Below are 24,952 nucleotides of genomic sequence, written 5' to 3'. Positions count from 1 at the left end.
CCCTCCACGGCACTTACGATTGAACGATCAGGCGGGAACGCATCTCCAGGTGCAGCGCATGGCAGAAGTGCGTGCAGTAACACCAGAAGACGCCCGGTTTGTCAGCGACGAAGGTGACCGACTTCGTCTCTTGCGGATTGACGATGAAGTTCACGTTGTACTTCGGAATGCCGAAGCCGTGGGTGAGGTCTTCGACCTTGTCGTGGTTGGTGAGGGTGATGGTGACGATGTCACCCTTCTTCACCGTGAACTCGCGCATGGAATACGCCGGCGCCTGCGACATCAGACGGATGTGCACCTTGTTGCCGTTGCGCTCAATCGTGCTCTCCTCCTTGCTCTTGACGGCATTGGGGAACTCGTTGAGGTCGTAGATCTGGCGTGTCTTGATGATGTCGGCACGCACGATGATGGCGTCATGCGGTTCGGGAGCGGCCGAGTGGTCGTGGATCAACTTCATCTTGTCGCCGGTGATGTCGATGAGCTGCTCCGTCTCTACGTGCAGCGGACCGACCGGCAGGAAACGGTCCTTGGAGAACTTGTTGCCCGAGTTGAAGAACTTGCCATCGGGCTCCTTGGTTTCACCCATCGAGGTGTAACCGTGGCCGGGCTGATAGTGAACGTCGATCATGTCGATGATCACCTTGGCCTTGGTGTCGCCCTTGAACTGGGCAATAGCGCCATCGACGCTCCATTTGGCGATCTTGCTGTCGAGGAACAACGTCGTGTAGGCATTGCCGCGACCGTCGAAGGCCGTATGCAAGGGGCCCAGGCCCACGTTGGGTTCCCCGACCACCGCGTCGCGGGGCTTGGCCAGTTCACCATCGAACCACTTGTGCACCAGGGCTAGTTCGATCACCGAGCAGGTTGGCGAAAGCTTGCCTGAGCAGACGAAGTACTTGCCGTCCGGGCTGGCGTTGACGCCGTGCGGGTTTTTGGGCACCGGCACGTAACAGGTCAGTGCGGTCTTGGGATCCGCATTGGCTTCCTTGCGGCCGTCCACCACCGGCACCTTGGAGTCGCCAATGGTGGTGAACTTGCCGGCTGCCACCGCTTGCTCGATGCGTGCGATGTTGAAGAACACGCAGGCATCCTGCTCCGCGGACATCATGTCCTCGTAGTGAATGCCGTTCTCGGTGTTGTACTGGTTGGAGGCGGCAAGCTTGCCGTCATAGCTGGTGGCGACCAGGTCCATGTTGCCATCGATGCGGCACTGCCAACGCACTTCCATGCTTTCTGCGTCGATGCAGGTGAACACGCAACCGTACTTGTCGGGGGAGTCCACATCGCGGCCATCGTTTGGCAGGGGGATATGGAATTCGGCACCGGCAAACACACGCGTGGTGTGGTTGATCGATGCATCGACCGGGTCGCGCTTGTCCGGGAAAAGGCCATGCTGGCCCTGGACGTTGGGCAGCTCGACGATCTTGTCGGTTTCGAACGTGTCGCCGCGAATACGCGCTACGCGGGCATTCAACTTGTCGTTGACCCAGAAATGTTTGCCATCGTACGTGCCATCGTTGTACGAGCCGTGCACGTGGTGCGTATCGCCCGTCCAGTACCTGAGCTGGCCGTCCGGGCGCGTGCCGATGATGGCGCGCGATTCATTGGTGATACCCCAGCCCACCATGGGGTCGATATTGAATACGGGGACGCGCTTGATCGTACGGCCGGACGGGCAGCCGAGGATACGCACTTCGCCGGAGTGGCCGCCGGAGGAAATGATGTAGTAGGCGTCCAGCTTGCCGGGTGGCACGTCGTACTCTGGATGCCCGCCGGGCAGCCCCGCGGGGGCCGACGATGCCGCAGCTGCCGGCGCGTTGCCAGCCGGCTGCTGGGAAGACCCGCAAGCGGTGAGGCCAAGCACCGCGCCGGTGCCTGCCAGACCTGCCATGGCCGTGGTGCCAAGGAACTTCCTTCGACTCGGATCGACCATCGATTGGCCGTCTTTGGTTTCGTTACCGCTCATCTGCGCATCCCTCTGTCGTCGCGTCGGTGTTGGACGTGGCGGACTCTAGGATTCGCTTCCATCGAGGCAATTGATGCAGGTCAGGAAGAATCAAGGTTCCACGTTCTGCGGGCCGTACCGATTGTCACAGTGCTGACGCACGTCAAGGTCAAATCAGACTGCCGCTGCTCTCATCTTCGTGTCGTCCCATGCAGCCAGCGCTTGCACGTGCACGACCCGCATCCGTACTCAGGGAAATCATTCGATGAAAGTCAGTCATGTTGGCGGTCCGCTAATGGTTGCGGCTGCCATGCTTCTTGTTGCGTGTGGTGGCGACAAGGCCGCTCCTGCCGATGGCGCAGTGTCGGCGCCGACGGCTGCTGTCGAGGCTCCGGCCGCCCAGCCCAGTGCAGCACCCGCCGCCGATGCTGTTGCTGCCGAGCCCTCGCCGGGTGAGAAGGTGTACCAGGGCACTTGCGTGATGTGTCACGGCAGCCCAGCCGTCGGCGCACCGGTGCTCGGTAATAAGGACGATTGGGCGCCGCGTATCGCACAGGGCAAAGACGTGCTTTACACGCACGCACTTGACGGGTTCAGCGGGCAGAAGGGCGCCATGCCGGCTCATGGCGGCAATCCGAGTCTGGACGATACGGCAGTGAAGGCAGCCGTCGACTTCATGGTCAGCAAAGCGCAATAAGGCGGTAGCGTGTCATGGACAGGGAAGGCTTGCGCCATGGTCGTGGCGCTGCTTCACGGTATAGCCATCGATATGGATGGCTATACGTTCTGATGATCGGGTGCTGGCTGCTGCTTGGCAGTGGCCGCGCCTGGGCTGGTGCGTACGAGGCTGAGCTGCCGGCAGCGATGTTCGCAAGCCCTGATCTCTGCCAGTACGCGCCATGTGGCAGTGTGTTGCCACAGGCTGAGCGTTTCTCGTTGCGCAAGGGGCAACCGCCCTATGTGGAGGGCATTCGCCAGAACAACGGGCACGATGAGGTGGTGGGCTATGTGTTCCTCTCCACCGACACCACGCCGGACATCGTGGGCTATTCGGGCAAGCCCATCGTGACGCTGGTGGGCATGGATGCGCAGGGCCATATCACGGGTGTGCGCATTCTCCGCCACAGCGAACCGATCCTGCTGGCCGGCATTCCTGAAGAAAAGCTGGTGAGCTACGTTGCCCAGTACACCGGTAAGCTCGCTGGCGCGCATTTCGAGCTGGGTCGAGCTGACGGCACCAATGTGCCGATGGACGCGATCAGTGGCGCCACGGTGACGGTGCTGGCTGAAAACCAGATGGTGGGGCGCGGCAGTTATGCGGTCGCTCGCCAGGTGGGTTTGATCCATGCGGTGGAACGCCCGCAAGCGCGGTTCACGTCCGTCGCCGCACCGCTTGATTGGGCGGGGCTTGTGTCGGAAGGCAGCGTCGGACATCTGAAGGTGATGCCTGACCAAGTCGGCGAGCCGCGTTCAGACCGACCCTTCGTTGATCTTTGGTTCGGCAATCTCGACACGCCTGCGTTGGGCAAAGCGGTGCTGGGTGAATCGGTCTATCAGCATCTGATGGCCGAATTGAAGCCTGGTGAGCACGCCATCTTCATCATCAACAGCGGAAGCAGCTCGTTCAAGGGCTCGGCATTTGTACGCGGCGGTGTGTTCGACCGTATCCAGGTCACGCAAGACGCCGACACCTACCAGTTTGGCGACGGTGACTATCGCAATCTGTATCACATCGACATTCCCGGTGTGCCAACGTACGACGAGTCTGGCATCTTCATCTTGCGTGGTGCCTCGTTCTCTGCAGCGTATCCGTGGCGACTCGCCTTCTTGTCCAAGCACGCCGACGACCATGGCACAGCGGATTTTGCCAACTTCAATGCGGAGTCCTGGCTGCCAGCGCGCTATCTGGAAGGTGGTCATCCCACGATTGAGAAGCCGACGCCCGCCTGGGTGAAGTTGTGGAAGGCCAAAGCCTTCACCATTGCCGCCTTCGTTGCAGTCTTGCTATTCGTCGGCGTGTTCTACGCGATGCATATGCGTTGGGCCGCCCGTTCTCGCCGCAACGACAAACGGTGGATCCTGTGGCCGCACATGGCCGTCTGGGTGATCGCGTTTGCCTTCATCGGCGTGACGCAGCTGGCGCAACCATCGGTGGTGCAGGTGCTGACGCTGATCCACGCGCCCTTCGAGGGTTGGCGTTGGGACTTGTTCCTCAGTGATCCGCTGATTTTTATCTTCTGGATCTTCATTGCAATCACCATCGCGCTGTGGGGACGCGGCGTGTTCTGTGGCTGGCTGTGCCCTTACGGTTCCATGAGCGAGCTGTTGTATCGCGGTGCCCGTCGCCTGGGCCTGGGCCGTTGGCAGTTTGCCCTGCCTTCGCGCTGGCATCATCGCCTGCGCTGGATGAAATATGCCGTACTCGCGGTGCTGGTCGCGGCTTCGTTCCACTCCATGGCACTGGCTGAGCGCATGGCCGAGGTGGAGCCGTTCAAGACGACCTTCATGGTGCATGTATGGCATCGCAGCTGGCCGTTTGTATTGTTCTGGTCGGCACTGGTCGCTGCCTCCATGTTCATCGAACGCCCGTTCTGCAAGTACCTGTGTCCGCTGGGCGCTGCCCTGGCGCTGCCATCGCGGTTCCGGCTGTTCGGTCTACGGCGCAAGGCGGAGTGCACCACCTGCAAGGCGTGCGCGGTCGGATGCGGCTCGCAGGCCATCGACGCGAAAGGTCGCATCGACCCTAGCGAATGCATGCAATGCCTCGACTGCATGGTGCTCTACCACGACGATCATGCTTGTCCGCCGCTCAGTGCCGAGCGCAAGCGCCGCACCAAGGCGGGTCAGCCGTTGACGCCGATCGGTCGCGATGGCCACTTCATTCCGATCAAGCTGATCGAATGAAACGACTGGTGACTTTACTTGTGCTTGGCTTGATCGCCGCTTCTGCAGGGGCGGTGACCATCCAGGTGCATCCAGGCGAGCGCATCGACGTTGCAGTCGCACAGGCCTCACCGGGCGACACCATCGAGATCCAGCGCGGGCAGTACGTGGGGAACCTGCGCATCGACAAGCCGCTGGCGCTGGTCGGCGTTGGGCATCCGAGCATCAGCGGCGACGGGCAGGGCGATGTGATACGCGTGGCATCGCCAGACGTTCGCATCGAGGGGCTGATTGTTCGTGACAGCGGCGACGACCTCGGTGCACAGAACGCCGGCATCTATATTCAACCGGGATCGCATCGCGCCGTCGTGCGTCAGTGCGACTTCGCCCATGTGCTGTTCGGCTTGTGGATCGAAAAGAGCAATGAGGTGGTCGTCGAAGACAATCTGATCACTGGCATGCGCGAGAAGCTCTCGTCGCAGCGTGGCAATGCCATCCAGCTGTACAACACGGAAGGCGCGACGATTGCCCGCAATCACATCAGCTTCTCCCGCGATGGCATCTACGTGGATGTGTCGCACCGCGCTCGCTTCATTGGCAACCGCATCCATGACGTGCGCTACGGCACGCATTACATGAACTCCTATCACAACGTGTGGGAGGGCAATGAGAGCTTCCACAACCTCGGTGGACTGGCGTTGATGGAGGTGCGTGACCTTGATGTGCGCAACAACGTGGCCTGGGGTAATGCCAGCCACGGCATCATGCTGCGAACCATTCAGGACTCCACGATTACCGGCAACATTTCGGCTGGCAATGGTGTCGGCCTGTTCGTCTACGACGCCGAGTACGTCACTTTGCGTAACAACCTGGTCGTTGGTAACGACGTGGGTGTGCACCTGTGGGCCGGCTCGTACAACAACGAGGTGGACGGCAACGACTTCATCGGCAATATCCAGCAGGTGAGCTACGTGGCCACACGCGATGTGCAGTGGGGCAAGCGCGAAGGCAACTACTGGAGCAATTACCTGGGCTGGGACGCCAACGCGGATGGCTACGGCGACGTGCCGTTTGAGGCCAACGAACTTACCGACCGGCTGGTATCGCGCTACCCCTTCGTCAAGCTGCTCGACAGCAGCCCGGCGATGCAGGCGCTTGGCCTGGCGGCGCGGCAGTTCCCGGTGTTGCGGGTAGCCACCATTTTCGATGCGCATCCGGCGATGCGTCCCCATCATGTCGACTGGAGTATGTGGCTTGAGCGCAGCGGTCGTTGAAATAAACGGCGTGGTGAAACGCTATGCGGGCACGCCCGTGGTACGCGGCGTCAGCCTTTCCTGCGGGGAAGGAGAGGTCATTGGCCTGGCGGGTCACAACGGTGCCGGCAAGAGCACATTGTTCAAGATGATGCTAGGCATCATCGCCGCGGATGAAGGGAAGATCCTGCTCTTCGGCGAGCCGGTCCGCGGGCGGCGATTTCGAGAGGTGCGCCGGGCCATTGGCTATTTGCCGGAGCATGTGGCGTTGTACGACAACCTCTCGGGGCTGGAGACGCTGCGATTCTTTGCGCGGCTGAAATCCGCCGATCCGTCGCACAGCAAGGCGTTGCTGGAACGCGTGGGGCTGGGGCAGGCGATGCATCGCGCCGTGCGTGAGTATTCCAAGGGCATGCGCCAGCGACTGGGTTTTGCGCAGGCGCTGCTGGGGCAGCCCCGTTTGTTGCTGCTGGACGAACCCACCAACGGTCTGGACCCTGAAGCCATTCACGCGTTCTACGATGAGCTGCAGCAGCTAAGGCGCGAGGGGACCGCCATCATCCTCTGTTCGCATTTGCTGGCGGAGATCCAGTCGCGGGTGGATCGGCTCGCCATCATGGCCAGTGGTCGGTTGGTCGCGCAGGGCACGGTGGCAGAGCTCACGGACGCGGCGGGCTTGCCAGCTCGGTGGATCGTGACTCCGAAGGACGGCACGCACGAATGGGTGAGGAGCGCCTTGCTGGGCGCGGGATTTATCCCCAAGCAGTTTCCTGACGGCGTCGTAGAGGTGACCGTGGCGGTGCCGGATCGCATGGCATTGCTGCATGTGCTGGCGAATCTGTCCGATGCGTTGGCGGCCTACACGATGGCCGAGCCAACCCTTGAGGATGTGTTTCTGCGTCATCAACGCAGCGCGGCGATGTCGGAGCGTGCGGCATGAATCGACCGGGGATGTCGTGTTGGCAATGGCGTCTGGTGGCGGCGATTGCCGCCAAGGAGTGGCGCGATCGGCTACGCAATCGTTGGGTGCTCGCGGTGGCGCTGGTGTTCGCCAGCTTCGCACTGCTGATTGCCTATTTCGGTGGTGCTCAGTCGGGCGTGGTGGGTTTGCGCAGTGCCGCCGCCACGGTGGCGAGCCTGACCAGTCTCGCTATTTATCTGGTGCCGTTGATTGCGCTGTTGTTGGGCTTCGACGCCGTAGTGGGCGAACGCGAGCGTGGCGTGCTCGATCTGCTGTTGTCGCTCCCAGTTACGCGTGCCGAGTTGCTGGTGGGCAAATACCTGGGGCTGGCGGCGGCCTTGTCCATGGCGACGCTGGCCGGCTTTGGTGCCGCGCTGGTGCCACTGGCGCAGGGTATGGACGGGGCATCAGTGGTGATCTACCTGCGTTTTGTGGGCAGCGCGCTGATGCTTGGTCTGGCCTTCCTCAGTCTGGCCGTGCTGGTGTCGACGGTGGCGCGCGACCGCACGCGCGCTACCGGTGCGGCGATCGCGCTGTGGTTTGGCTTTGTGCTGGTGTTCGACCTGTCGCTGCTGGGCGTGCTGGTGGCGTCGGCGGGTAGTCGCGCGTCTACCTGGGCGCCGTATGCCTTGCTGCTCAACCCCGCCGATGTGTTTCGCGTGATCAACGTGTTCGGTGCTGATGCGCTGCGCAGCTCGTTCGGACTCGGCACCTTGATCGCGCAAGGATGGAATGCGCCCGCCACGCTCTACAGCGTGCTGGTCGCCTGGATTGTCGTGCCGCTCGGTGTGGCGCTTTGGAGGTTTCGATGAGTTCGATTCGACGTTTCGTTCCTGGTCTTCTCATGGTGATGTTGGCTGCATGCACGCAACAGACCGCTACGTTGGGACCGGTTGAGCCGAGCGCTGGCGCGCATTGCGAGCTCGATGGCATGACGCTGGCGGACTATCCCGGCCCCAAGGGGCAGATCCGCTACGCGGACGGCAAGACCGTGTACTTCTGCGACACGCTGGAGCTGCTGTCGATGCTTCTGCACCCGGAACAGGTGCGCGCGATGTCGGGCGCCTTCACGCAGGACATGGCGCATGCGGATTGGGAACACCCGCAAGGAAACTGGATCGACGCGACCAAGGCCACCTACGTGCGTGGCGCGCGCCGCAGCGGAAGCATGGGCCCCACCCTGGCCAGTTTTGCTGAGCGCGCCGATGCAGAAGCCTTTGCCCATCAGTTCGGCGGAGACGTATTGACCTGCGCGCAGATCACGCCGGAGATGGTGCGCCTGGATGGCGCCGCCGGCGGCGATATGGGTATGTGACGGAGAACCTATGAACGCTTTTTTTGAAGGTGTGGAACCCAAAACAGCGACAGCCATTGCAGATGTATCGCGACGCATGTTCGAGCTGCGCGAGCTGCGCAAGCGACTGCTTGAAGATGCAAGCTGCGGCGACGCCGATGACATGCTTGCCGCAGTACGCGAAGGGCCATTGCCGGAGCATCCTGGCTACGATGTCTGGCTTGCCGTGCAGTTGATCGGCCAGCGCGAACACGCGCTGCGGGAAACTCTTGAATGGCGATGCAGGGTGGCCAATGGTGGCAAGCAGGTGCCACCATCGCGCTCTGGTCTGGCAGCGCTAGCGCACGCGTTGCGGCCGTCCCTGCCGAAGGGTTTCGCCGGAGGCATGCAGTTGCATCACGACGGGATCTCGTTTCAAGGCGCGTCGGGTGTCCATGTGCTCGTACGCATGGTGACGCCTGAGGCTTGGTCACTCGAATGGCAATGGGCGGGCGAGGCGTGGCGACTAGATACCGCGCCCGTTGACCATCCGGGGATCGAAGGCAACGTGCACGTGCACTTGCCTGATGGCTCCGTGGTCGCCAATCCTGTCGCGTTGCCAGCGGGGGGAGCCGAACAGGAGCTCGTGCTCGCGCTACTTGATGCGTTGGCGCAGTCGCCGACCCTTGGTTTGGTTTGAGGACGGCGCAGCAGCCGGCATCCGGGATTAATCGAGGAAGCTGGAAATCACATCGTTGAGGAAGCGCTGCCCGAGCGGGGTGGTGCGCAGCTGCGCCGGGTCATCAATGAGCCAGCCGCGTTGGCGGGCTGCTGCAAGGGCCGGGGCGATGCGTTCGGCGGGTAAGCCCGTCCGCTCAGCAAAGTCGGCCATGGGTACGCCGTCGATCAGGCGCAGCGCATTGAGCATGTACTCGAATGGCAGCTCGTTCGACGCAACAGAGCTGTCGCCACCAATACGCTCGGTGCCTCCCGGCGCGGCCAGGTAGGCCTTGGGATGTCGCGTTTTCCAGCGGCGCAGGACTTGGCTGGATTCACTGTCGCTCAGCTTGCCGTGCGCACCGGCGCCGATGCCCAGGTAGTCGCCAAAGCGCCAGTAGTTGAGGTTGTGCGCGCAACGGCGGTCGGCTTGCGCATAGGCCGATATCTCGTACTGGCCATAGCCTTCCGCGGCCAACTGCTGCTCGCAGCTCTCCTGCATGGCCCACGCGTGATCGTCATCGGGCAGCGGAGGTGGGTTGGCGGCGAAAGCGGTGTTCGGCTCCAGCGTGAGCTGGTAATGCGAGATATGCGTTGGCTGCAGTGCGATGGCGCGCGCGACATCCGCCTCGGCACCTTGCAGAGTTTGCTCGGGCAGGGCGTACATCAGGTCGAGGTTGATATTGGCGTAGCCAGCATCCTGGGCGGACTTCACCGCCGCTTCGGCTTCGTTGGCCGAGTGGATGCGGCCCAGTCGCCGCAGCTTCTCATCATCGAAGCTCTGGATGCCGAACGATAGCCGATTGACGCCGGCCGCCAGGTAGCCGTCGAAACGGCCATGTTCGACCGTGCCTGGATTGGTTTCGAGGGTGATTTCAGCCCGGTCGACCAATGGCAGGCGTGCACGCACACCTTCGAGAAAGCGGTCGATCAGTTCGGGGGCGAACAGGCTGGGTGTGCCGCCACCGAAAAAGATGCTGTGCACCGAACGTCCGCTAGCGGCAGCGCCAAAATCGCGCAGGTCGGCGTCAAGGTCGGCAAGCAGCGCATCGACGTACGACGCGTACGGCGGCGGCTCGCCGCGCAGGCCATGCGAATTGAAATCACAGTACGGGCACTTCTTCACGCACCACGGCATGTGGACGTATAGCGACAGCGGTGGCGCGATCAGGGGCATGACATAACGCTCAGGAGTGCGGTGTTTCCAGGCTGGCGCGCAGCTGAGCCAGCGCCCGCCCGCGGTGACTGATGCGATTCTTCAGACCGGGCGCCAGCTCGGCGGCGCTCACCGTTTCGCCCTCGGGGAGAAACAGCGGGTCGTAGCCGAAGCCGTGCGTGCCACGCTCTTCGGTGAGTACGTGTCCATGCCAGCGACCTTCGGCGATCAGCGGTGCCGGATCATCGGCATGCTGCAGCAACACCAGTACGCAGATGAAGAACGCTCCGCGCTGTTCGGTCGGCACGCCGTCCAGTTCACGCAACAGGCGTGCATTGTTGGCGGCATTGTCGCCATGGCGTCCGCTGTAGCGCGCGGAATACAGGCCCGGCGCACCGCGCAGATGCTCGACGCACAAGCCCGAATCGTCGGCCAGCGCGGGCAGGCCGCTGATGCGCGACGCGTGGCGAGCCTTGAGCAGCGCGTTCTCCACGAAGGTGAGACCGGTTTCTTCGATGTCACTGACATCGTACGCCGACTGCGCCACGAAGCTGAGTCCGCTGTCGGCCAGGAGTGCGTTGAACTCGGTCAGCTTGCCGGGGTTGCTGCTGGCCAGAACGATACGTGTCATCGGTCAATCCGTAAGAAGGTCAAAAGCGGGGGCGTAATCGACACGGCCCTGGTAACCGTCCAGCCCACCGGGCCGCAGCGCCAACACCATGAAGGCATCGCCGCCGCCGTAGATATCGTGCAACCCGGCGCTCGATGCGGGGGTAAACCCGAAACGCGCGTAATAGCCGGGCTCGCCAAGGACAACGACGGCACGCACGCGCCCTTCGGCGCGCATGGCATCGAGCGACTCCTTGACGAGAGCCGTACCCACGCCTTGCCCCTGCCATGCCGGCAACACAGCCACCGGTGCGAGGCCAAGCACGCGGCCGTCGTCGCCTTGTTCGACACGGCAGGGTGAGTACATCACGTGCCCGATCACATCCGTTTCGGTTTCGGCCATCAGCTCGCAGGCGTTGTCGCCGGCCTTGCACAAGCGACGCACCAGCTCCGCTTCGTCGTCGCGCCCGAAAGCCGCGCGATGCACGGCGAGCACGGATTCCAGATCACTGGGGCAGGGCAGGCAAGTACGGAACATCGGCAAGATCAGGCCTGCTCGAGCGCGGCGCGCTGGGCGGCGACCAGTTCGCCGATACCCTTCTCGGCCAGACCGAGCAGGGTATCCATCTCGTCGCGACGGAACGCATGGCCTTCCGCGGTGCCCTGTACCTCGATGAAGCCGCCGCCGTCATTCATCACCACGTTCATGTCGGTGTCGCAGCTCGAATCCTCGGCATAGTCGAGGTCGAGCACCGGCATGCCCTGGTAGATGCCCACGGACACGGCGGCGACGGCGCCCACCACCGGGTTGCGGCGAAGGTTCTCGCGCTTCATCAGCAGGTTCACCGCATCGACCAGGGCCACGTAGGCGCCGGTAATGGCTGCCGTACGGGTGCCGCCGTCGGCCTGCAGCACGTCGCAGTCCAGCGTGATGACGCGTTCACCCAGGGCCTGGCGGTCCACGCAGGCGCGCAAGCTGCGGCCGATCAGACGCTGGATTTCCATGGTGCGGCCACCCTGGCCACCACGCGCTGCTTCACGCTGCATGCGGGTATGGGTGGCGCGGGGCAGCATGCCGTACTCGGCGGTGATCCAGCCTTCACCCTTGCCACGTAGCCACGGCGGCACACGGTCTTCGATGCTGGCGGTGCACAGCACGCGGGTATCGCCAAAGCTGATCAGCACCGAGCCTTCGGCGTGGAGGGTGTAGTGACGTTCAATGGTGACGGTGCGCAGCTGGTCGCTGGCGCGGCCACTGGGGCGGCTGGGGGAGGTCATCGGGTGCAGGCCTTAGGATTGGGCAAGCCAGGGCGGGAAAGTTTACCATTGCGCCCTTTCCAGACACGCAGGTTCCCCCATGATCCGCAGCATGACGGCTTACGCCTCCGCCGAGACGACCGGTCCCGCCGGCTCGCTCAGCTGCGAACTGCGCACGGTTAATCATCGCTACCTGGAGCTGAGCCCGCGCCTGCCGGACGAGCTGCGCGTGTTCGAATCAGCCTTGCGTGAGCGCATCGCGGCCCGCCTTTCGCGCGGCAAGGTGGATATCACCGTGCGTTTGCGCGGTGAGTCGCGTGGCGAATCGCTGCAGGTGAACGCCGGCACCCTGGCCCGCCTGTCTGAGCTGGCGCTGGATCTGGAAGCGCGTTTTCCGCGCATGAACATCGAGTTTACCGAGCTGTTGCGCTTCCCCGGCGTGCTGCAGCAGGCCGAAGTGGACCCCGAGGTGTTGCAGGCGGCGCTGCTGGATGTGCTGGACCGCGCCCTGGATGCGCTCACAGCCACCCGCGAGCGTGAAGGCGCCAAGCTGGCCGAGCTGCTGAAAGATCGCCTCGATGCGATCGAGCGCATCGTGGCGGACGTGCGCAGCTTCATGCCGCAGATTCGCGAGGGCTTGCGCGCCCGCCTTGAATCCCGCCTGGCCGACATCAAGCAGCCCGCGGATCCCGGCCGCCTGGAGCAGGAACTGGTGCTGCAGATCACCCGCAGCGACGTGGACGAGGAGCTCGACCGCCTCAGCACGCATATCGGCGAGACGCGCCGCGTGCTCGGCACCAAGGAGCCGATCGGCCGTCGCCTGGACTTCCTGATGCAGGAGTTCAATCGCGAGGCCAATACGCTTGGCTCCAAAGCCGTCGATGCGCGCAGCACCAACGCCGCTGTGGAGCTGAAGGTGCTGATCGAGCAGATGCGCGAACAAGTGCAGAACATCGAATGAACACCGAAGCGTCCCAGCCCCCGAGCGTCGAAGGCACCTTGTTCGTGGTGGCCGCGCCCTCGGGTGCGGGCAAATCCACCCTGGTCAATGCGCTGCTGGAGCGCGAGCCGGCCATCTCGTTGTCGATCTCGCACACCACGCGCCCGCCCCGTCCGGGCGAGCTTTATGGCCGGCATTACTACTTCGTGGAGCGCGCGGAATTCGAGCGCGAGATTGCCGAAGGCATCTTCCTCGAGCATGCCGAAGTGCACGGCAATCTTTACGGTACGTCACGCACCACGGTGAACACGCTGCTGACGCAAGGGCGTGACGTGCTGCTGGAAATCGACTGGCAGGGCGCACGCCAGATCCGCAAGACCAAGCCCGATTGCGTAAGCGTGTTCATCTTGCCGCCGTCGCGCCCCGAACTGGAACGCCGCCTGCGTGGCCGTGGTTCGGACAGCCCCGAAGTGATTGCGCGCCGCCTGCACAATTCGCGCGAAGAAATCGCCCACGCGCATGAGTTCGACTACATCATCGTCAATGACGACTTCGACGTTGCCCTCGGCGACCTACAGGCGATCGTTCATGCCGTGCGTCAGCGCACTGCGCTGCAATGGCAGCGGCACGAGGCATTGATCGCCGAATTGCTGGCCTAAACAGCCTGGGCTGCATCGGTGGGAGCGCACCCTGTGCGCGACCGCGGAGCACGGCAGCGCCTCTGGTTTCCGACCTTTGCGGGTCATTGGGTCGGGCAGTAACCCCATCCTTTGCGGTTCGTCGCGCACAGGGTGCGCTCCCACCAGAACGTGCGCGGATCGCAAGGTATTGTTTCGTTAGCGGTTCCTGAGCGCCGGGACGTTCGGCGCATGGCCTTCAATCCCGTATTCAGCTAACTTGGGCGCTTTCCCAAGCCGCAGCCCTAGCTCATGACCGACTCCGTTAGCGCCAAGCCCGATGACAGCACCCTGGTGCGTGTCCGTGGCCTGACCACGGTGCTCAATGGCAAGAAGGTGTTCGACGCGCTGGATATGGACATTCCGCGCGGCAAGATCACCGCCATCATGGGCCCCAGCGGTACCGGCAAAACCACGCTGCTCAAGCACATTACCGGCCAGATGCGCGGTAACTCCGGCGAGGTGTGGGTAGACGGTAACAACGTGCCGGCGCTGTCGCGCGACAAGCTGTTCGAGCTGCGCGAGCGCATCGGCTATCTGTTCCAGAACTCCGCCTTGCTCACCGATTTCGACGTGTTCGAGAACGTGGCCTTTCCGCTGCGTCAGCATACGAAGCTGCCGGAAGTGCTGATTCGCAACATCGTGTTGACCAAGCTGCAGGCTGTGGGGCTGCGTGGTGCGTCGGCTTTGATGCCATCGGAGCTCTCGGGTGGCATGGCGCGCCGTGTGGCGCTGGCGCGCGCCATTGTGTTCGACCCGATGCTGATTCTTTATGACGAGCCGTTTGTCGGCCTCGATCCTATTGCGCTCAATCAGGTGCTCAAGCTGATCCGCACGCTCAATCAGACGCTGGGTATCACCAGTGTGCTGGTGGCGCATGAGCTGGAGGCGATCAAGCAGGTGGCCGATCACATCTACCTGATCGCCAACGGCAAGGTCGTAGCGCAGGGCGATCCGAAGACGATTGCCGACGACGGTTCGCCGTGGACGCGCCAGTTCTTCGGTGGCGAGGCGGATGGCCCGGTGCCGTTCCAGTATCCGGCCGGCGACCTTGGTGCGTCGCTTGGTTTTCCAGGGAGTGGCGCATGAGCGCGACCATGAGGACAGGCTCCGAAAACATCGTGCTGCGTTCGCTGTCTCAGATTGGCGACTGCGGCCTCTTCCTGCTGCGCATGCTGGTGGCAATCCCGCGCAGCATGCGGCATATCCGCGAGACGGTGCGCCAGCTGTGGTTCGTCGGCGCGATGAGCCTGATCATCATCATGGTCTGCGGCCTGTTCGTCGGCATGGTGCTGGGGCTGCAGTTGTACGACGTACTGTCGATCTTCGGCGGTACCTCGGCCACCGGTACGGTGGTGGCGCTGGCCATTTATCGCGAGCTGGGCCCGGTGGTGACGGCGCTGCTGTTTGCGGGGCGCGCAGGTACCTCGGTCACCGCCGAGATCGGCCTGATGCGCGCCACCGATCAGATCGCCGCGATGGAGATGATGGCGGTCGACCCGATTGCCTATGTGGCCGTGCCCCGTTTCCTGGCCGGCATCATTGCGATGCCGCTGCTGTGCTGCGTGTTCTGCGCGCTGGGTATCTTTGGCGGTCACCTGGTGGGCGTCAGCTGGCTGGGCATCGACAACGGCACCTTCTGGTCGAACATGACCGCCACCGTCGAGGTGGTGAAGGACGTGATCAACGGCGTGCTGTGGAAGAGCGTGGTGTTCGGCACGGTGGTGTCGCTCATCGCTGTATTCCAGGGTTACACCACACCGCCCACCAGCGAGGGCGTGGCGTATGCCACGACACGCACCGTAGTCGCTTCGTCCATTGCCATTCTTGCGCTCGATTTCGTGCTCACCGCGTTCCTGATGTGACGACCGATATGCGCACTGACATCAACGTATCTACCACCTATTCATTGAGGATCGTGCCGTGAGCCAGAGACAATCCTATGCCGTCGGCACCGGCCTGTTCATCGTGCTTGGCTTTGCTGCGTTGGGCTATCTCGCCACCCAGACCACGTCGGTGGCCAATACCAGCCGTGGCCCGAGCTACACCGTCGAGGCGCACTTCGCCAATATCGGCCAGCTCAAGGAGCGCGCGCCGGTGAAAGTGGCGGGCGTGCGCGTCGGCCAGGTGCAGGCTATCGTGCTCGATCCGGGCAGGGAAACCGCCGAAGTCACGCTGGCCATCGACAAAAAGTACAGCCAGATTCCTGACGATTCGGTCGCCACCATCTTCACCAGCGGTCTGCTGGGCGACCAGTACGTGGGCATCCAGTACGGCAGCTCCAAGAAGCCCGTGGCTGACGGCGAGACGCTGGCGCGTACGCGCCCGGCGCAGCAGCTGGAAGAGATGCTCGGCAAGTTCTTCGGTGCGGGCGGCGCGGCGGACAACTTGTCCGGCAGCTACCAGGTCAAGGCGCGCTTCACCAATATCGGCGCACTATCGGCGGGCGCCCCGGTGAAGATGGCCGGCGTGGCCATTGGCAGCGTGCAGTCGATCAGGGCTGACCCGGTCAAGCTGGATGCCGAGGTGACGCTGACCATCGACAAGCGTTACAGCCAAATCCCCGATGACTCGGCCGCCGCGGTGTTCACCAGTGGTTTGATCGGCACGCAGTACGTTGCGATCCAGCCCGGCGGCTCGCCTGACATGCTCAAGGACGGTGACGAACTGGTGCTGACTCAGTCGGCGCTGCAGATCGAGGATCTCATCGGCAAGTTCCTGGTCAGCGGCTCGTCCAGCGACAAGAAGGATGCCAGTAGCAGCAAGGCTGATACTGGCGGCAAGCATTGATCTGACGCGACGCGTACCGATATTCCCTCAAGATACCGTTCAGGAGTTTCCCCCATGTTGCGCAGTCTGGCCCTTGCCACCGCTATCGCCTTCGGCAGCGTGATCGCCGCGCCCGCTTTCGCCCAGAGCACCGCCGCCTCGGCGGACGCCACGCTAACGCCTGTCCAGGTGGTTCAAGGTATCTCCGATCAGCTTGGCAAGGCCATTGATGGCCATCAGCAGGAACTGAAGAACAACCACGAGAAGCTGATCGGTGTGATCGACAGCGTGTTTCTGCCGCACTTCGACATCGACTATGCGTCGATTTTGGTGCTCGGCCAGCACGCTCGCGAGGCTACGCCCGAGCAGCGCGCCCGCTTCGCCAAGGCGTTCTACAACTCCATCACCCATCGTTATGCCGAGGGCCTGCTGGATTACACCCGAGGCCGCGTGAAGGTGCTGCCGTTCAGCGGCGACCTGAATGAAAAGCGCACCATTGTGCGCAGCCAGGTGACGCTGGATGACGGCAAGACCGTGGCGGTCGACTACGCGTTCCGCAAGGATCGCGATGGCAGCTGGAAGGCCTACGACGTGATCATCGAAGGCATTTCCTACATCACCAACTATCGCAACCAGGTCGATTCCGAAATCCGCAAGGTGGGCATGGATAAGCTGATCACCAATCTGGAAACCCAGGGTGACAAGGCGCTGGAATCGATGGAAAAGGACACCAAGGCTTCGCCGTGATGGCCACCTCAGGCACGACGCCACCTCAGGTGGATGACGGCGCCGCCGGCAGCGTGCGCGTCTCCGGCACGATGACATTTGCCAACGCGGCAGCCGCGCTGGAGGTCATCAATGCTGCCGTGGCGCGCGACGGTCGCACCACGCTGGATTTGTCCGGACTTACCCGCAGTGACAGCGCAGGCCTTGCCTGCGTGTTGGCGGTGCTGGCTCAGGCGGCCGAGCGAGGCCGCCGGCTGAGTGTGAGCAACATGCCGGAGGGCATGCATCTGCTTGCCAGTGTGTGCGAGGTGGAAGAGCTGATGGCCTGACGATCCGTCTTCGTCATCATGCATGAAAAAGGGGCCTTGTGGCCCCTTTTTCGTCGGTGCTGAGCGTTTGCTCAGTCCTTGTGCTGCTCTGGCGGATTCGGATTCTGCGCAGGCTGTTGCTTCTTGTTTTCCCAGTCCTGCTGTTCCTCCAGCAGTTTGTCCGGGTCGAAATTCTGGTCCTTCAGGCCCTGCAGTTGCTCGATCACTTCGGTCGGTGGGTTGCCTTCGTAGATCTGGTAGATGCGCTGCTGGCGATAGGCGTCGCGCAGGAAGGCGTATGGGTCGTAGGCCGAGTTGAGGAAGCTCTCCGCATCGATCGCACTGGAGCGCAGCGTCACCAGATACAGCACCTGCGGCAGGTATTCCTGGCCGTACTCGTAGTGGTTGTTGCGCGCGAAGTAGCTCATCGGGTCGAAGAAGTAACCGTCCACCGGCAGGCGCCACACGTCGCGGCCGGTGGTGGGGCCGAGGAACGGCAACACCAGGTACGGGCCGTCCGGGATGCCCCAGCGCGCCAGGGTGATGCCGAAGTCGGTCTCGTTCAGGGGTATGCCGAGTTGGCTGGCCGGGTCGAAGAACCCACCGATGCCCAGTGTCAGATTGACCAAAAAGCGTCCGCTACCCACCACGGCGTCCTTGGGCCGCGCCTGCAGCAGGTCATTGGCCACTGAGATCGGCAGGCGGATGTTGGTGAAGAAGTCGCTCACGCCCCTGCGCATGCCCGGGGTGGTCACTTTGCGATAACCCACCGCTACCGGTCGGATCACTGCCTTGTCCAGCGAGTCGTTGAAGGCGTAAACCTTGCGGTTCATCGTCTCGTACGGATCGTCGGTGCGAGGCTTGGCGATGGTGCAGCCAGTCAGCAAGGCCAGCGCCACCAGCGGCAGGCTGCGCAGAACAAGGGTACGGAGGGAGGACGGCATAGGTGGCGACTGTCCTGGGGCAGGGGTAAGAGGAATATTGTACTTGTTGGTTTTTTATTATGTACAGGCCTGCCAGTCTCTCGGAGCCGGGCTGCAGGCCGCATGAACCGGGCATTCTACGTCTTGCTGCATTGCCAGCAAAGCGGCCGATGGCTACACTGACAGGTGATAAGTCGCTTTATTCTTTAAGGATTTCAGATGGCACGCATTACCGTCGAGGACTGCCTGCAGGTGGTCGACAACCGCTTCGAACTGGTGCTGATGGCGACCAAGCGCGCCCGCCAGCTCGCCAAGGGTGCCGAGCCGGCAGTCCATCCCGATCATGACAAGCCGACCGTGCTCGCCTTGCGCGAAATCGCCGACCGTCGCATCGACCAGGCCACCATCGACGAGATCGATAAGGCCGAGCGCGAGCGTGCCGAGCGCGAGGCGCTGGAGTGGGCCGCTGCCGAAGTCGATGACGACCTTTCCAAGGGCGGTGACGACTGATGGACGGTGGCGGCTGTAGTCAGCAGCTCACTGGCGCCGGCTTGTCCGGCGCTTTGCGCTGCGAGCGTTACGCCGCCTCCCTCGCTTCCTTCAAACGACGCGAGGCGGTCGCCTGAGCGGGGACCGAACATCCATGCCGGCCGTCACGGACTCCTCATCCACGGATTCGTCGACGCTGCCGCCGTACGTGCTGGCCTTGAAAGAGCGCGTGGCCTACCTGCCCGAACCGCAAGTGGCCCGCGTGATACGCGCCTACCAGGTGGGCGCGGTGGCGCACGAGGGCCAGGCCCGCAAGAGCGGTGAGCCCTATATCACCCATCCCGTGGCGGTGGCCGGCATTCTGGCCGAGCTGGGGCTGGACGCCGAGACCATCATCGCGGCGATCCTGCATGACACCCTGGAAGACACTGCGCTGAGCCGCGTTGAGCTCGCAGACGAGTTTGGCGAAACGGTGGCCGAGCTCGTTGATGGTGTCACCAAGCTGGACAAGATGCGCTTCAGCAGCCGCCAGGAGGCTGATGCGGAGAGTTTCCGCAAGATGCTGCTGGCGATGGCGCGCGACCTGCGCGTCATCCTGATCAAGCTCGCCGATCGTCTGCACAACATGCGCACGCTCGGCGCCAAAGATGCCCCGTCGCGCCGCCGCATCGCGCGCGAAACGCTGGAGATCTACGCGCCGATCGCGCAACGCCTGGGCATGAACAAGGCCAAGGCGGAGCTGCAGGATCTGGGCTTCCGCGCGCTCTATCCCGATCGCTACCGCGTCATCAGTGAGCGCATTCGCGCCGCGCTGGGCAACCGTCGCGAGGCGATGGGCAAGATCGAGGCGGCGCTGTCCACGCGCCTGACCGCGGAGCATCTCACTGCCAAGGTGGTGGGTCGCATCAAGTCGCCGTGGAGCATCTATTCGAAGATGCGCAACGAGCACAAGAGCTTCGCCCAGTTGATGGACGTGTACGGCTTCCGCGTCGTGGTCGATTCCGCAATGAGCTGCTACATGGCGCTCGGTGCAGTGCACGGGCTGTACAAGCCGGTGGATCGGCGCTTCAAGGATTTCATTGCCATCCCCAAGGCCAACGGTTACCAGTCGCTGCACACCGTGCTGCTCGGGCCGTTCGGCGCGCCGATCGAGGTGCAGATTCGTACGGCGGAGATGGACTCGGTGGCCGAGCGCGGCGTGGCTGCGCACTGGGCCTACAAGACCGATTCGGGCCCGGCGAACAGTGCACAGGCGCGCGCCCGCGAATGGCTTTCCTCGCTGGCCGACAGTCAGGCGAACACGGCGTCGTCGTCTGAGTTCATCGAGAACGTCAAGATCGACCTATTCCCGGACGAGGTCTATCTGTTCACGCCACGTGGCGACATTCTCGCATTGCCGCGCAACGCCACCGCGCTCGACTTCGCTTATGCGGTGCACACCGACGTGGGCGATCACGCCGTGGCGGCCCGCGTGGACAAGAAGCTGCTGCCGCTGCGTACGCGATTGGAGTCGGGTCAGCTGGTGGAGATCATCACCGCGCCTTCGGCGCTGCCGAATCCGGCCTGGCTGGAGTCGGTGGTTACCGGCAAGGCGCGTACGGCGATTCGCCAATACCTGAAGCATCTGCAGCATGAAGATGCGGTAGATTTCGGACATCGGATGCTTGACCGCGCCCTCGATGCGCTGGGTACCAGCCTCGATGCGATTCCGCCGGCGGTGCTTGATCGCTTCCTCGAAACGTCCAAGCTCAAGCGCCTCGAAGAACTACTTTCCGATATCGCCCTGGGCAATCGCATGCCGCATCTGGTGGCGAGCCAGCTGGTGGCAGCGCGCGGCAAGAAAGCCACGGATGTGCAGCAGTCGCCGCATATCGCCGAGAAGATTCGCATCACCGGTGCCGAGCGTGGCGTGCTCAGTTTTGGCAATTGCTGTCACCCGCTGCCGGGCGACGAGATCATCGGTTATCTCTCGTCGGGCAAGGGCATCGTCGTTCACCGGGTGGAGTGCCCGAACGTAGTGGAATTGCGCAAGTCGCCGGAACGCTGCGTGGCGATCGAATGGGATCACGATGTGCAGGGCGACTACCGTGCCGAGCTGCGTATCGAGGTCATCAATCGTCCGGGTGTGCTGGCTACCGTGGCAGCCGCGATTGCCGCCGCCAACTCGAATATCGAGAACGTGGAATACGTCGAGCGAGACGCCGCCGCCGCTACCCTGCTGTTCGCGCTGGAAGTAAAAAACCGCAAACATTTGGCCGACGTCATCCGGCGCGTACGCCGCACTGGCGTCGTCAGCGGCGCCTATCGCTATCCGCTGTAGGGTAGGAGTGAGTGGAGAGGAGTGAGAGGTGAGATAAGACAAAAGCTCTTCCTCTTACTTCACACTCCTCTTCACTCACTTCTCGCTTTAGACTGGCAGGCCTGAGCAACCACGAGGCTTTCCCATGACTCGCCAGATCATCGCTACCGACAAGGCACCTTCGGCCATCGGCCCGTATTCGCAGGCCGTGCGTGCCGGCAACACGGTGTACTTCTCCGGCCAGATCCCGCTCGATCCGGCGACTGGGACGATGGTGGAGGGCAGCATTGCGGCAGAAACCCGTCGGGTTTTCGACAACCTCACGGCAGTGGCGGAAGCAGCGGGCGGGTCGCTGGACAAGATTGTCCGCGTGGGCATCTACGTCACCAATCTGGCGCATTTCGCGATCGTCAACGAAGTGATGGCTGAGTACTTCAAGGCGCCGTATCCGGCGCGCTCCACCATCGAAGTGTCCGCGTTGCCGAAGATGGCCAACGTGGAAGTCGATGCCGTCATGGTGCTTGACTGATCATTTGACGTCGCAGCCGCTGGCTGCGCGTCCGGTTAGGCTTGGCTGATGCCACCAAGTAGCCCCCGCGTCTCTGCTGCCCCTTTGACCGATCCCGGCGCTACGCCGGTATCGGTGCTGGCAGGTGTGGGCCCCGCGCTCGCCGAGTCACTGGCCAAGCTGGGCCTTGAGCGTGTGCAGGATCTCTGGTTTCACCTGCCGCTTCGTTACGAAGACAAAACCCGTGTCACGCCGATCGCCGACCTGCGGCCGGGGGATCGCGCACAGGTAGAAGGAATTATCGAGGCGGTCGAGCGCGGCTTTCGCTATCGCCCGCAGCTGAAAGTGGCGATTGGCGATGACTCGCATCAAACCCTGCAGCTGCGCTTCTTCCATTTCAATCGCAGTCAGGCGGATCAGCTCCAATCCGGTGCGCGTCTGCTCTGCTACGGCGAAGTGCGCCAGGGTACGCATGGACTGGAGATGGTGCATCCGCAGTACCGGCGGCTGACCGGCGATGAGCCTGTCACGGTGGACGAGCTGCTGACGCCGGTGTATCCGACCACCGAAGGTCTGGGCCAGAAGCGGCTTGCCGGTGTGATTGCAAAAGCGCTGGCCCTTTTGCCGCCTGATGCGCAGCTGGAGCTAATACCGCCGGCGCTGTGCAAGGCGCATGGTTTGACCTCGCTGCGCGATGCCCTGCTATACGTGCACCGGCCACCGCCGGATGCGCACTTGGGGCAGCTCACCACGGGGCGTCATCCCGCGCAGCAGCGGCTCGCCTTTGAAGAGTTGCTGACCCAGCACCTGAGCCTCAAGCGCATGCGCGCGGCGGTGCGTCGTCGCCATGCGCCAGGACTGAGCGGCACTGGCGCGCTGAGGAAGCAATTGCTGACCAGCCTGCCGTTCGGTCTCACTGGCGCCCAGCAGCGTGTCACGTCGGAAATCGCCAGCGATATTGCGCAGCCTCAGCCCATGTTGCGGCTGGTGCAGGGGGATGTGGGCAGTGGCAAAACCATTGTGGCGGCGCTCGCTGCGTTGGCTGCGGTCGAGTCGGGTTATCAAGTGGCTCTGATGGCGCCCACGGAGTTGCTGGCCGAGCAGCATCTGCATCACTTCCGTCATTGGCTCACACCATTGGGTATCGAAGTGGCGTGGCTGGCCGGCAAGGTGGCGGGCAAGGCGCGTCAGCAGGCTCTGCAGCGCGTCGCGGCAGGAGCGCAGGTCGTTATTGGTACGCACGCGTTGATGCAGGAGGGTGTGGCGTTCGCGCAGCTGGGGCTGGTCATTGTCGACGAGCAACATCGATTTGGTGTGCAGCAGCGCCTGGCGCTGCGCGACAAGGGAGCGGATCACAACACCGGGCTGGTGCCACATCAGCTGGTGCTCACGGCCACACCGATTCCACGCACGTTGGCGATGAGCGCCTATGCCGATCTCGACGTGTCTGCCATCGACGAGTTACCGCCGGGGCGCACGCCCGTGCAGACCATCGCCATTTCCAACGCGCGTCGTGCCGAAGTCATCGACCGTATCCATGCGGCATGCCTGGAAGGGCGGCAGGTCTATTGGGTCTGCACGCTGATCGAGGAGTCGGAGCAGCTGCGAGCGCAGGCGGCCGAGGTGGCACATACAGAGCTGTCTGTGGCGCTGGCGGATTGCCGTATTGGCCTGATCCACGGGCGCATGAAGCCCAAGGAAAAGCAGGCCGTCATGGATGCGTTCAAGGCTGGCGAATTGTCGGTGCTGGTCGCCACTACGGTGATCGAGGTGGGTGTCGATGTGCCGAACGCCAGCCTGATGGTGATCGAAAACAGCGAGCGGCTGGGTCTTGCCCAGTTGCATCAGTTGCGTGGCCGGGTGGGGCGCGGCGCGATCGCCTCCAACTGCGTGTTGTTGTATCAGCCGCCGCTGGGGCAGCTGGCGCAGGAGCGCCTGCAGGTGATGCGCGAAACCAACGATGGCTTCCGTATCGCTGAGAAAGATCTGGAGCTGCGCGGCCCCGGCGAAGTACTGGGTACGCGCCAGACGGGGCAGCTGAGTTTCCGCATCGCCGATCTCGCGCGGGACGCGCACCTGCTGCCGGCGGTGCAGGAAGTAGGGGCACAATTGCTGGCGCACTATCCGCAGCAGACCGAGCAGCTCGTTGTGCGCTGGATTGGCGGAGCGGCCCGTTACGCCCATGCCTAGCTGTTTTGGGGTTTGCCCGCGCGTCGCAAGCTCTTATGCTTGGCTGTTCAAACACAACGACGACGCATCATGAGCAAGCCGCAACTCTTGATTGATACCGACCCGGGCGTGGATGACGCGCTCGCCATCCTGATGGCGCACCAACATGCGCGCGTCAGCGGGCTGACGATTGCGGCGGGCAACGTCGGCCTAGCCCACACGGTACGCAATGCGCGGACGCTGGTGGATCTGGTGGGGATGAACACGCCGGTGTTCCCGGGGTGTCCGACGCCGCTGGTCCGCATGCCTGAGGAAGATGCCGTGCACGTGCACGGTGCGGATGGCCTGGGTGATGTCGGTTTTCCCGAGCCCAAGGCGATGGCCTCCGATGAGCACGCGGTGCAGGCCATCCTGCGCATGACGCACGAACAGCCTGATCTCACCCTGGTGGCCCTGGGGCCGCTCACCAATCTGGCGCTTGCAGTGCGCCTCGACCCCACCTTGCCGCAGCGTGTGAAGCGGTTGGTGATCATGGGTGGCGCCGTCACCGGGCTCGGCAACACCGGCAAGATTCCTGCCGAGTTCAATATCGGTTTTGATCCGGAAGCGGCACATGTCGTGTTCGAAGCGTTTCCGAAGTTCGATCTGGTTGATTGGGAAGTAGTGCTTCGCCATGCGTTCGATGACGAGGCGTTCAACGCCTGGCTAGCTGCTGGCGATCAGCGCGCGACATTCTTCGCGCAGGTGTTTGGCACGGCACGTGCGTTCAATGCCAAGCGCGGTCGGCACGGCGTGATCGCTGCTGATGCGTTGGCGATGGCGGTGGCGATCGATCCGGCTATCGTTACGCGCGCCGAAGAGCGTCATGTGGCGGTGGAGCTGGATGGTCGTCTTACTCGTGGCGCCACAGTGGTGGATTGGACGTCCCGGCTTGGTCGTCCGGCCAACGCGCGCATCGTCATGGCGGTGGATCAGGAGCGTTTTGGGGCCTTGGTGCGAGGCGCATTGGGGGCCTGAAACGACCTCGAAAGCGGCCTGAGCGGCCCAAGTGACTGATGGACTTGCCAATGGGCGGGAATGGTGGTTAAAA

Annotated in this window: 25 protein-coding genes; 19 read left to right on the top strand and 6 right to left on the bottom strand. The window is 63.1% G+C overall.

Annotation, left to right across the window (positions count from 1 at the left end; all coding sequences use genetic code 11):
- Positions 1-13 precede the first annotated feature (13 nt).
- Positions 14-1,966, bottom strand: a complete 1,953-nt coding sequence (gene nosZ / locus AC0GUR_RS18425; protein WP_472878960.1) for a TAT-dependent nitrous-oxide reductase — start codon at positions 1,964-1,966, stop codon at positions 14-16.
- Between the two features lie 244 nt (positions 1,967-2,210).
- Between nosZ and AC0GUR_RS18420 the strand changes: the two genes are divergently transcribed.
- The 7 genes from AC0GUR_RS18420 (at position 2,211) to AC0GUR_RS18390 (ending at position 9,015) form a co-directional block, all read left to right on the top strand.
- The gene (locus AC0GUR_RS18420) at positions 2,211-2,642 is read left to right on the top strand and encodes a c-type cytochrome (protein ID WP_472878959.1); all 432 of its coding nucleotides are present in this window, start codon (positions 2,211-2,213) and stop codon (positions 2,640-2,642) included.
- A 92-nt stretch (positions 2,643-2,734) separates the two neighbouring features.
- Positions 2,735-4,849, top strand: coding sequence for a 4Fe-4S binding protein (locus AC0GUR_RS18415; protein ID WP_472878958.1), 2,115 nt, complete (start codon positions 2,735-2,737; stop codon positions 4,847-4,849).
- 8 nt (positions 4,850-4,857) lie between these two features.
- On the top strand, positions 4,858-6,102 hold the full coding sequence (locus AC0GUR_RS18410; RefSeq protein WP_472878957.1) for a nitrous oxide reductase family maturation protein NosD: 1,245 nt from the start codon (positions 4,858-4,860) through the stop codon (positions 6,100-6,102).
- Positions 6,083-7,021 carry an ABC transporter ATP-binding protein gene (locus tag AC0GUR_RS18405; protein ID WP_472878956.1) on the top strand — a complete coding sequence of 313 codons (939 nt, stop codon included), beginning with the start codon at positions 6,083-6,085 and terminating at the stop codon, positions 7,019-7,021. The genes AC0GUR_RS18410 and AC0GUR_RS18405 overlap by 20 nt, the downstream gene beginning before the upstream one ends.
- Positions 7,018-7,854, top strand: coding sequence for an ABC transporter permease (locus AC0GUR_RS18400; protein WP_472878955.1), 837 nt, complete (start codon positions 7,018-7,020; stop codon positions 7,852-7,854). Before AC0GUR_RS18405 ends, AC0GUR_RS18400 begins: the two co-directional genes overlap by 4 nt.
- Complete coding sequence (locus tag AC0GUR_RS18395; protein WP_472878954.1) at positions 7,851-8,357, top strand: nitrous oxide reductase accessory protein NosL; 507 nt, start codon at positions 7,851-7,853, stop codon at positions 8,355-8,357. The genes AC0GUR_RS18400 and AC0GUR_RS18395 overlap by 4 nt, the downstream gene beginning before the upstream one ends.
- Before the next feature lie 10 nt (positions 8,358-8,367).
- Positions 8,368-9,015 (top strand): hypothetical protein, encoded by a 648-nt coding sequence (locus AC0GUR_RS18390; protein WP_472878953.1) that lies wholly within the window; start codon positions 8,368-8,370, stop codon positions 9,013-9,015.
- A 27-nt stretch (positions 9,016-9,042) separates the two neighbouring features.
- Here the strand turns inward: AC0GUR_RS18390 and hemW are convergent, their stop codons facing one another.
- From hemW to rph, 4 genes are read right to left on the bottom strand one after another with little or no spacing between them, the layout of a single operon-like run.
- Positions 9,043-10,209 (bottom strand): radical SAM family heme chaperone HemW, encoded by a 1,167-nt coding sequence (gene hemW, locus AC0GUR_RS18385; protein ID WP_472878952.1) that lies wholly within the window; start codon positions 10,207-10,209, stop codon positions 9,043-9,045.
- Positions 10,210-10,219: 10 nt separating this feature from the next.
- Positions 10,220-10,819 carry an RdgB/HAM1 family non-canonical purine NTP pyrophosphatase gene (rdgB, locus tag AC0GUR_RS18380; RefSeq protein WP_472878951.1) on the bottom strand — a complete coding sequence of 200 codons (600 nt, stop codon included), beginning with the start codon at positions 10,817-10,819 and terminating at the stop codon, positions 10,220-10,222.
- Between the two features lie 3 nt (positions 10,820-10,822).
- Positions 10,823-11,335 (bottom strand): GNAT family N-acetyltransferase, encoded by a 513-nt coding sequence (locus tag AC0GUR_RS18375; protein WP_472878950.1) that lies wholly within the window; start codon positions 11,333-11,335, stop codon positions 10,823-10,825.
- Between the two features lie 8 nt (positions 11,336-11,343).
- A complete protein-coding gene (gene rph, locus AC0GUR_RS18370; protein WP_472878949.1) occupies positions 11,344-12,075 on the bottom strand; it encodes a ribonuclease PH in 732 nt (243 codons plus the stop codon).
- Between the two features lie 79 nt (positions 12,076-12,154).
- Here rph and AC0GUR_RS18365 point away from each other — a divergent pair, with 79 nt between their 5' ends.
- From AC0GUR_RS18365 to AC0GUR_RS18335, 7 genes are all read left to right on the top strand, one after another.
- Positions 12,155-13,015, top strand: a complete 861-nt coding sequence (locus tag AC0GUR_RS18365) for a YicC/YloC family endoribonuclease (protein ID WP_472878948.1) — start codon at positions 12,155-12,157, stop codon at positions 13,013-13,015.
- Positions 13,012-13,653 (top strand): guanylate kinase, encoded by a 642-nt coding sequence (gmk, locus tag AC0GUR_RS18360; RefSeq protein WP_472878947.1) that lies wholly within the window; start codon positions 13,012-13,014, stop codon positions 13,651-13,653. Before AC0GUR_RS18365 ends, gmk begins: the two co-directional genes overlap by 4 nt.
- Before the next feature lie 270 nt (positions 13,654-13,923).
- On the top strand, positions 13,924-14,760 hold the full coding sequence (locus tag AC0GUR_RS18355) for an ABC transporter ATP-binding protein (RefSeq protein ID WP_472878946.1): 837 nt from the start codon (positions 13,924-13,926) through the stop codon (positions 14,758-14,760).
- Complete coding sequence (gene mlaE, locus AC0GUR_RS18350) at positions 14,757-15,536, top strand: lipid asymmetry maintenance ABC transporter permease subunit MlaE (RefSeq protein WP_472878945.1); 780 nt, start codon at positions 14,757-14,759, stop codon at positions 15,534-15,536. The genes AC0GUR_RS18355 and mlaE overlap by 4 nt, the downstream gene beginning before the upstream one ends.
- Before the next feature lie 58 nt (positions 15,537-15,594).
- A complete protein-coding gene (gene mlaD / locus AC0GUR_RS18345) occupies positions 15,595-16,461 on the top strand; it encodes an outer membrane lipid asymmetry maintenance protein MlaD (protein ID WP_472878944.1) in 867 nt (288 codons plus the stop codon).
- Between the two features lie 54 nt (positions 16,462-16,515).
- Positions 16,516-17,187 carry an MlaC/ttg2D family ABC transporter substrate-binding protein gene (locus AC0GUR_RS18340; protein ID WP_472878943.1) on the top strand — a complete coding sequence of 224 codons (672 nt, stop codon included), beginning with the start codon at positions 16,516-16,518 and terminating at the stop codon, positions 17,185-17,187.
- Positions 17,187-17,495, top strand: a complete 309-nt coding sequence (locus tag AC0GUR_RS18335; RefSeq protein WP_472878942.1) for an STAS domain-containing protein — start codon at positions 17,187-17,189, stop codon at positions 17,493-17,495. Before AC0GUR_RS18340 ends, AC0GUR_RS18335 begins: the two co-directional genes overlap by 1 nt.
- A gap of 71 nt (positions 17,496-17,566) precedes the next feature.
- On the opposite strand, the gene AC0GUR_RS18330 is transcribed toward AC0GUR_RS18335, so the two are convergent.
- On the bottom strand, positions 17,567-18,418 hold the full coding sequence (locus tag AC0GUR_RS18330; protein ID WP_472878941.1) for an MlaA family lipoprotein: 852 nt from the start codon (positions 18,416-18,418) through the stop codon (positions 17,567-17,569).
- Between the two features lie 198 nt (positions 18,419-18,616).
- Here AC0GUR_RS18330 and rpoZ point away from each other — a divergent pair, with 198 nt between their 5' ends.
- The 5 genes from rpoZ to AC0GUR_RS18305 all read left to right on the top strand — a co-directional run bounded on the left by rpoZ (position 18,617) and on the right by AC0GUR_RS18305 (position 24,879).
- Positions 18,617-18,907 (top strand): DNA-directed RNA polymerase subunit omega, encoded by a 291-nt coding sequence (rpoZ, locus tag AC0GUR_RS18325; RefSeq protein ID WP_019466236.1) that lies wholly within the window; start codon positions 18,617-18,619, stop codon positions 18,905-18,907.
- Positions 18,908-19,040: 133 nt separating this feature from the next.
- On the top strand, positions 19,041-21,206 hold the full coding sequence (locus AC0GUR_RS18320) for a RelA/SpoT family protein (protein WP_472878940.1): 2,166 nt from the start codon (positions 19,041-19,043) through the stop codon (positions 21,204-21,206).
- Positions 21,207-21,330: 124 nt separating this feature from the next.
- Positions 21,331-21,714: a RidA family protein gene (locus tag AC0GUR_RS18315; RefSeq protein WP_472878939.1), complete on the top strand. Its 384-nt coding sequence runs from the start codon at positions 21,331-21,333 to the stop codon at positions 21,712-21,714.
- A gap of 48 nt (positions 21,715-21,762) precedes the next feature.
- A complete protein-coding gene (gene recG / locus AC0GUR_RS18310) occupies positions 21,763-23,883 on the top strand; it encodes an ATP-dependent DNA helicase RecG (protein ID WP_472878938.1) in 2,121 nt (706 codons plus the stop codon).
- 69 nt (positions 23,884-23,952) lie between these two features.
- Positions 23,953-24,879: a nucleoside hydrolase gene (locus tag AC0GUR_RS18305; RefSeq protein WP_472878937.1), complete on the top strand. Its 927-nt coding sequence runs from the start codon at positions 23,953-23,955 to the stop codon at positions 24,877-24,879.
- The last annotated feature ends 73 nt before the right edge of the window (positions 24,880-24,952 follow it).

Source organism: Dyella sp. PARNA 12/25, from assembly GCF_055702865.1.
This window is presented reverse-complemented; position numbering and strand designations above follow the sequence as displayed.

What these genes read in the sequence shown, in the direction of transcription:
- gmk (WP_472878947.1), top strand. Translation starts at nt 13,012, where the DNA reads ATGAACACCGAAGCGTCCCAGCCCCCGAGCGTCGAAGGCACCTTGTTC.
- rdgB (WP_472878951.1), bottom strand. Translation starts at nt 10,819, where the DNA reads ATGACACGTATCGTTCTGGCCAGCAGCAACCCCGGCAAGCTGACCGAG.
- rph (WP_472878949.1), bottom strand. Translation starts at nt 12,075, where the DNA reads ATGACCTCCCCCAGCCGCCCCAGTGGCCGCGCCAGCGACCAGCTGCGC.
- AC0GUR_RS18355 (WP_472878946.1), top strand. Translation starts at nt 13,924, where the DNA reads ATGACCGACTCCGTTAGCGCCAAGCCCGATGACAGCACCCTGGTGCGT.
- AC0GUR_RS18335 (WP_472878942.1), top strand. Translation starts at nt 17,187, where the DNA reads ATGGCCACCTCAGGCACGACGCCACCTCAGGTGGATGACGGCGCCGCC.
- AC0GUR_RS18365 (WP_472878948.1), top strand. Translation starts at nt 12,155, where the DNA reads ATGATCCGCAGCATGACGGCTTACGCCTCCGCCGAGACGACCGGTCCC.
- AC0GUR_RS18305 (WP_472878937.1), top strand. Translation starts at nt 23,953, where the DNA reads ATGAGCAAGCCGCAACTCTTGATTGATACCGACCCGGGCGTGGATGAC.
- AC0GUR_RS18340 (WP_472878943.1), top strand. Translation starts at nt 16,516, where the DNA reads ATGTTGCGCAGTCTGGCCCTTGCCACCGCTATCGCCTTCGGCAGCGTG.
- AC0GUR_RS18375 (WP_472878950.1), bottom strand. Translation starts at nt 11,335, where the DNA reads ATGTTCCGTACTTGCCTGCCCTGCCCCAGTGATCTGGAATCCGTGCTC.
- AC0GUR_RS18315 (WP_472878939.1), top strand. Translation starts at nt 21,331, where the DNA reads ATGACTCGCCAGATCATCGCTACCGACAAGGCACCTTCGGCCATCGGC.
- recG (WP_472878938.1), top strand. Translation starts at nt 21,763, where the DNA reads ATGCCACCAAGTAGCCCCCGCGTCTCTGCTGCCCCTTTGACCGATCCC.
- nosZ (WP_472878960.1), bottom strand. Translation starts at nt 1,966, where the DNA reads ATGAGCGGTAACGAAACCAAAGACGGCCAATCGATGGTCGATCCGAGT.
- AC0GUR_RS18330 (WP_472878941.1), bottom strand. Translation starts at nt 18,418, where the DNA reads ATGCCGTCCTCCCTCCGTACCCTTGTTCTGCGCAGCCTGCCGCTGGTG.
- AC0GUR_RS18390 (WP_472878953.1), top strand. Translation starts at nt 8,368, where the DNA reads ATGAACGCTTTTTTTGAAGGTGTGGAACCCAAAACAGCGACAGCCATT.
- mlaE (WP_472878945.1), top strand. Translation starts at nt 14,757, where the DNA reads ATGAGCGCGACCATGAGGACAGGCTCCGAAAACATCGTGCTGCGTTCG.
- AC0GUR_RS18400 (WP_472878955.1), top strand. Translation starts at nt 7,018, where the DNA reads ATGAATCGACCGGGGATGTCGTGTTGGCAATGGCGTCTGGTGGCGGCG.
- hemW (WP_472878952.1), bottom strand. Translation starts at nt 10,209, where the DNA reads ATGCCCCTGATCGCGCCACCGCTGTCGCTATACGTCCACATGCCGTGG.
- AC0GUR_RS18420 (WP_472878959.1), top strand. Translation starts at nt 2,211, where the DNA reads ATGAAAGTCAGTCATGTTGGCGGTCCGCTAATGGTTGCGGCTGCCATG.
- AC0GUR_RS18395 (WP_472878954.1), top strand. Translation starts at nt 7,851, where the DNA reads ATGAGTTCGATTCGACGTTTCGTTCCTGGTCTTCTCATGGTGATGTTG.
- AC0GUR_RS18415 (WP_472878958.1), top strand. Translation starts at nt 2,735, where the DNA reads ATGATCGGGTGCTGGCTGCTGCTTGGCAGTGGCCGCGCCTGGGCTGGT.
- AC0GUR_RS18320 (WP_472878940.1), top strand. Translation starts at nt 19,041, where the DNA reads ATGCCGGCCGTCACGGACTCCTCATCCACGGATTCGTCGACGCTGCCG.
- rpoZ (WP_019466236.1), top strand. Translation starts at nt 18,617, where the DNA reads ATGGCACGCATTACCGTCGAGGACTGCCTGCAGGTGGTCGACAACCGC.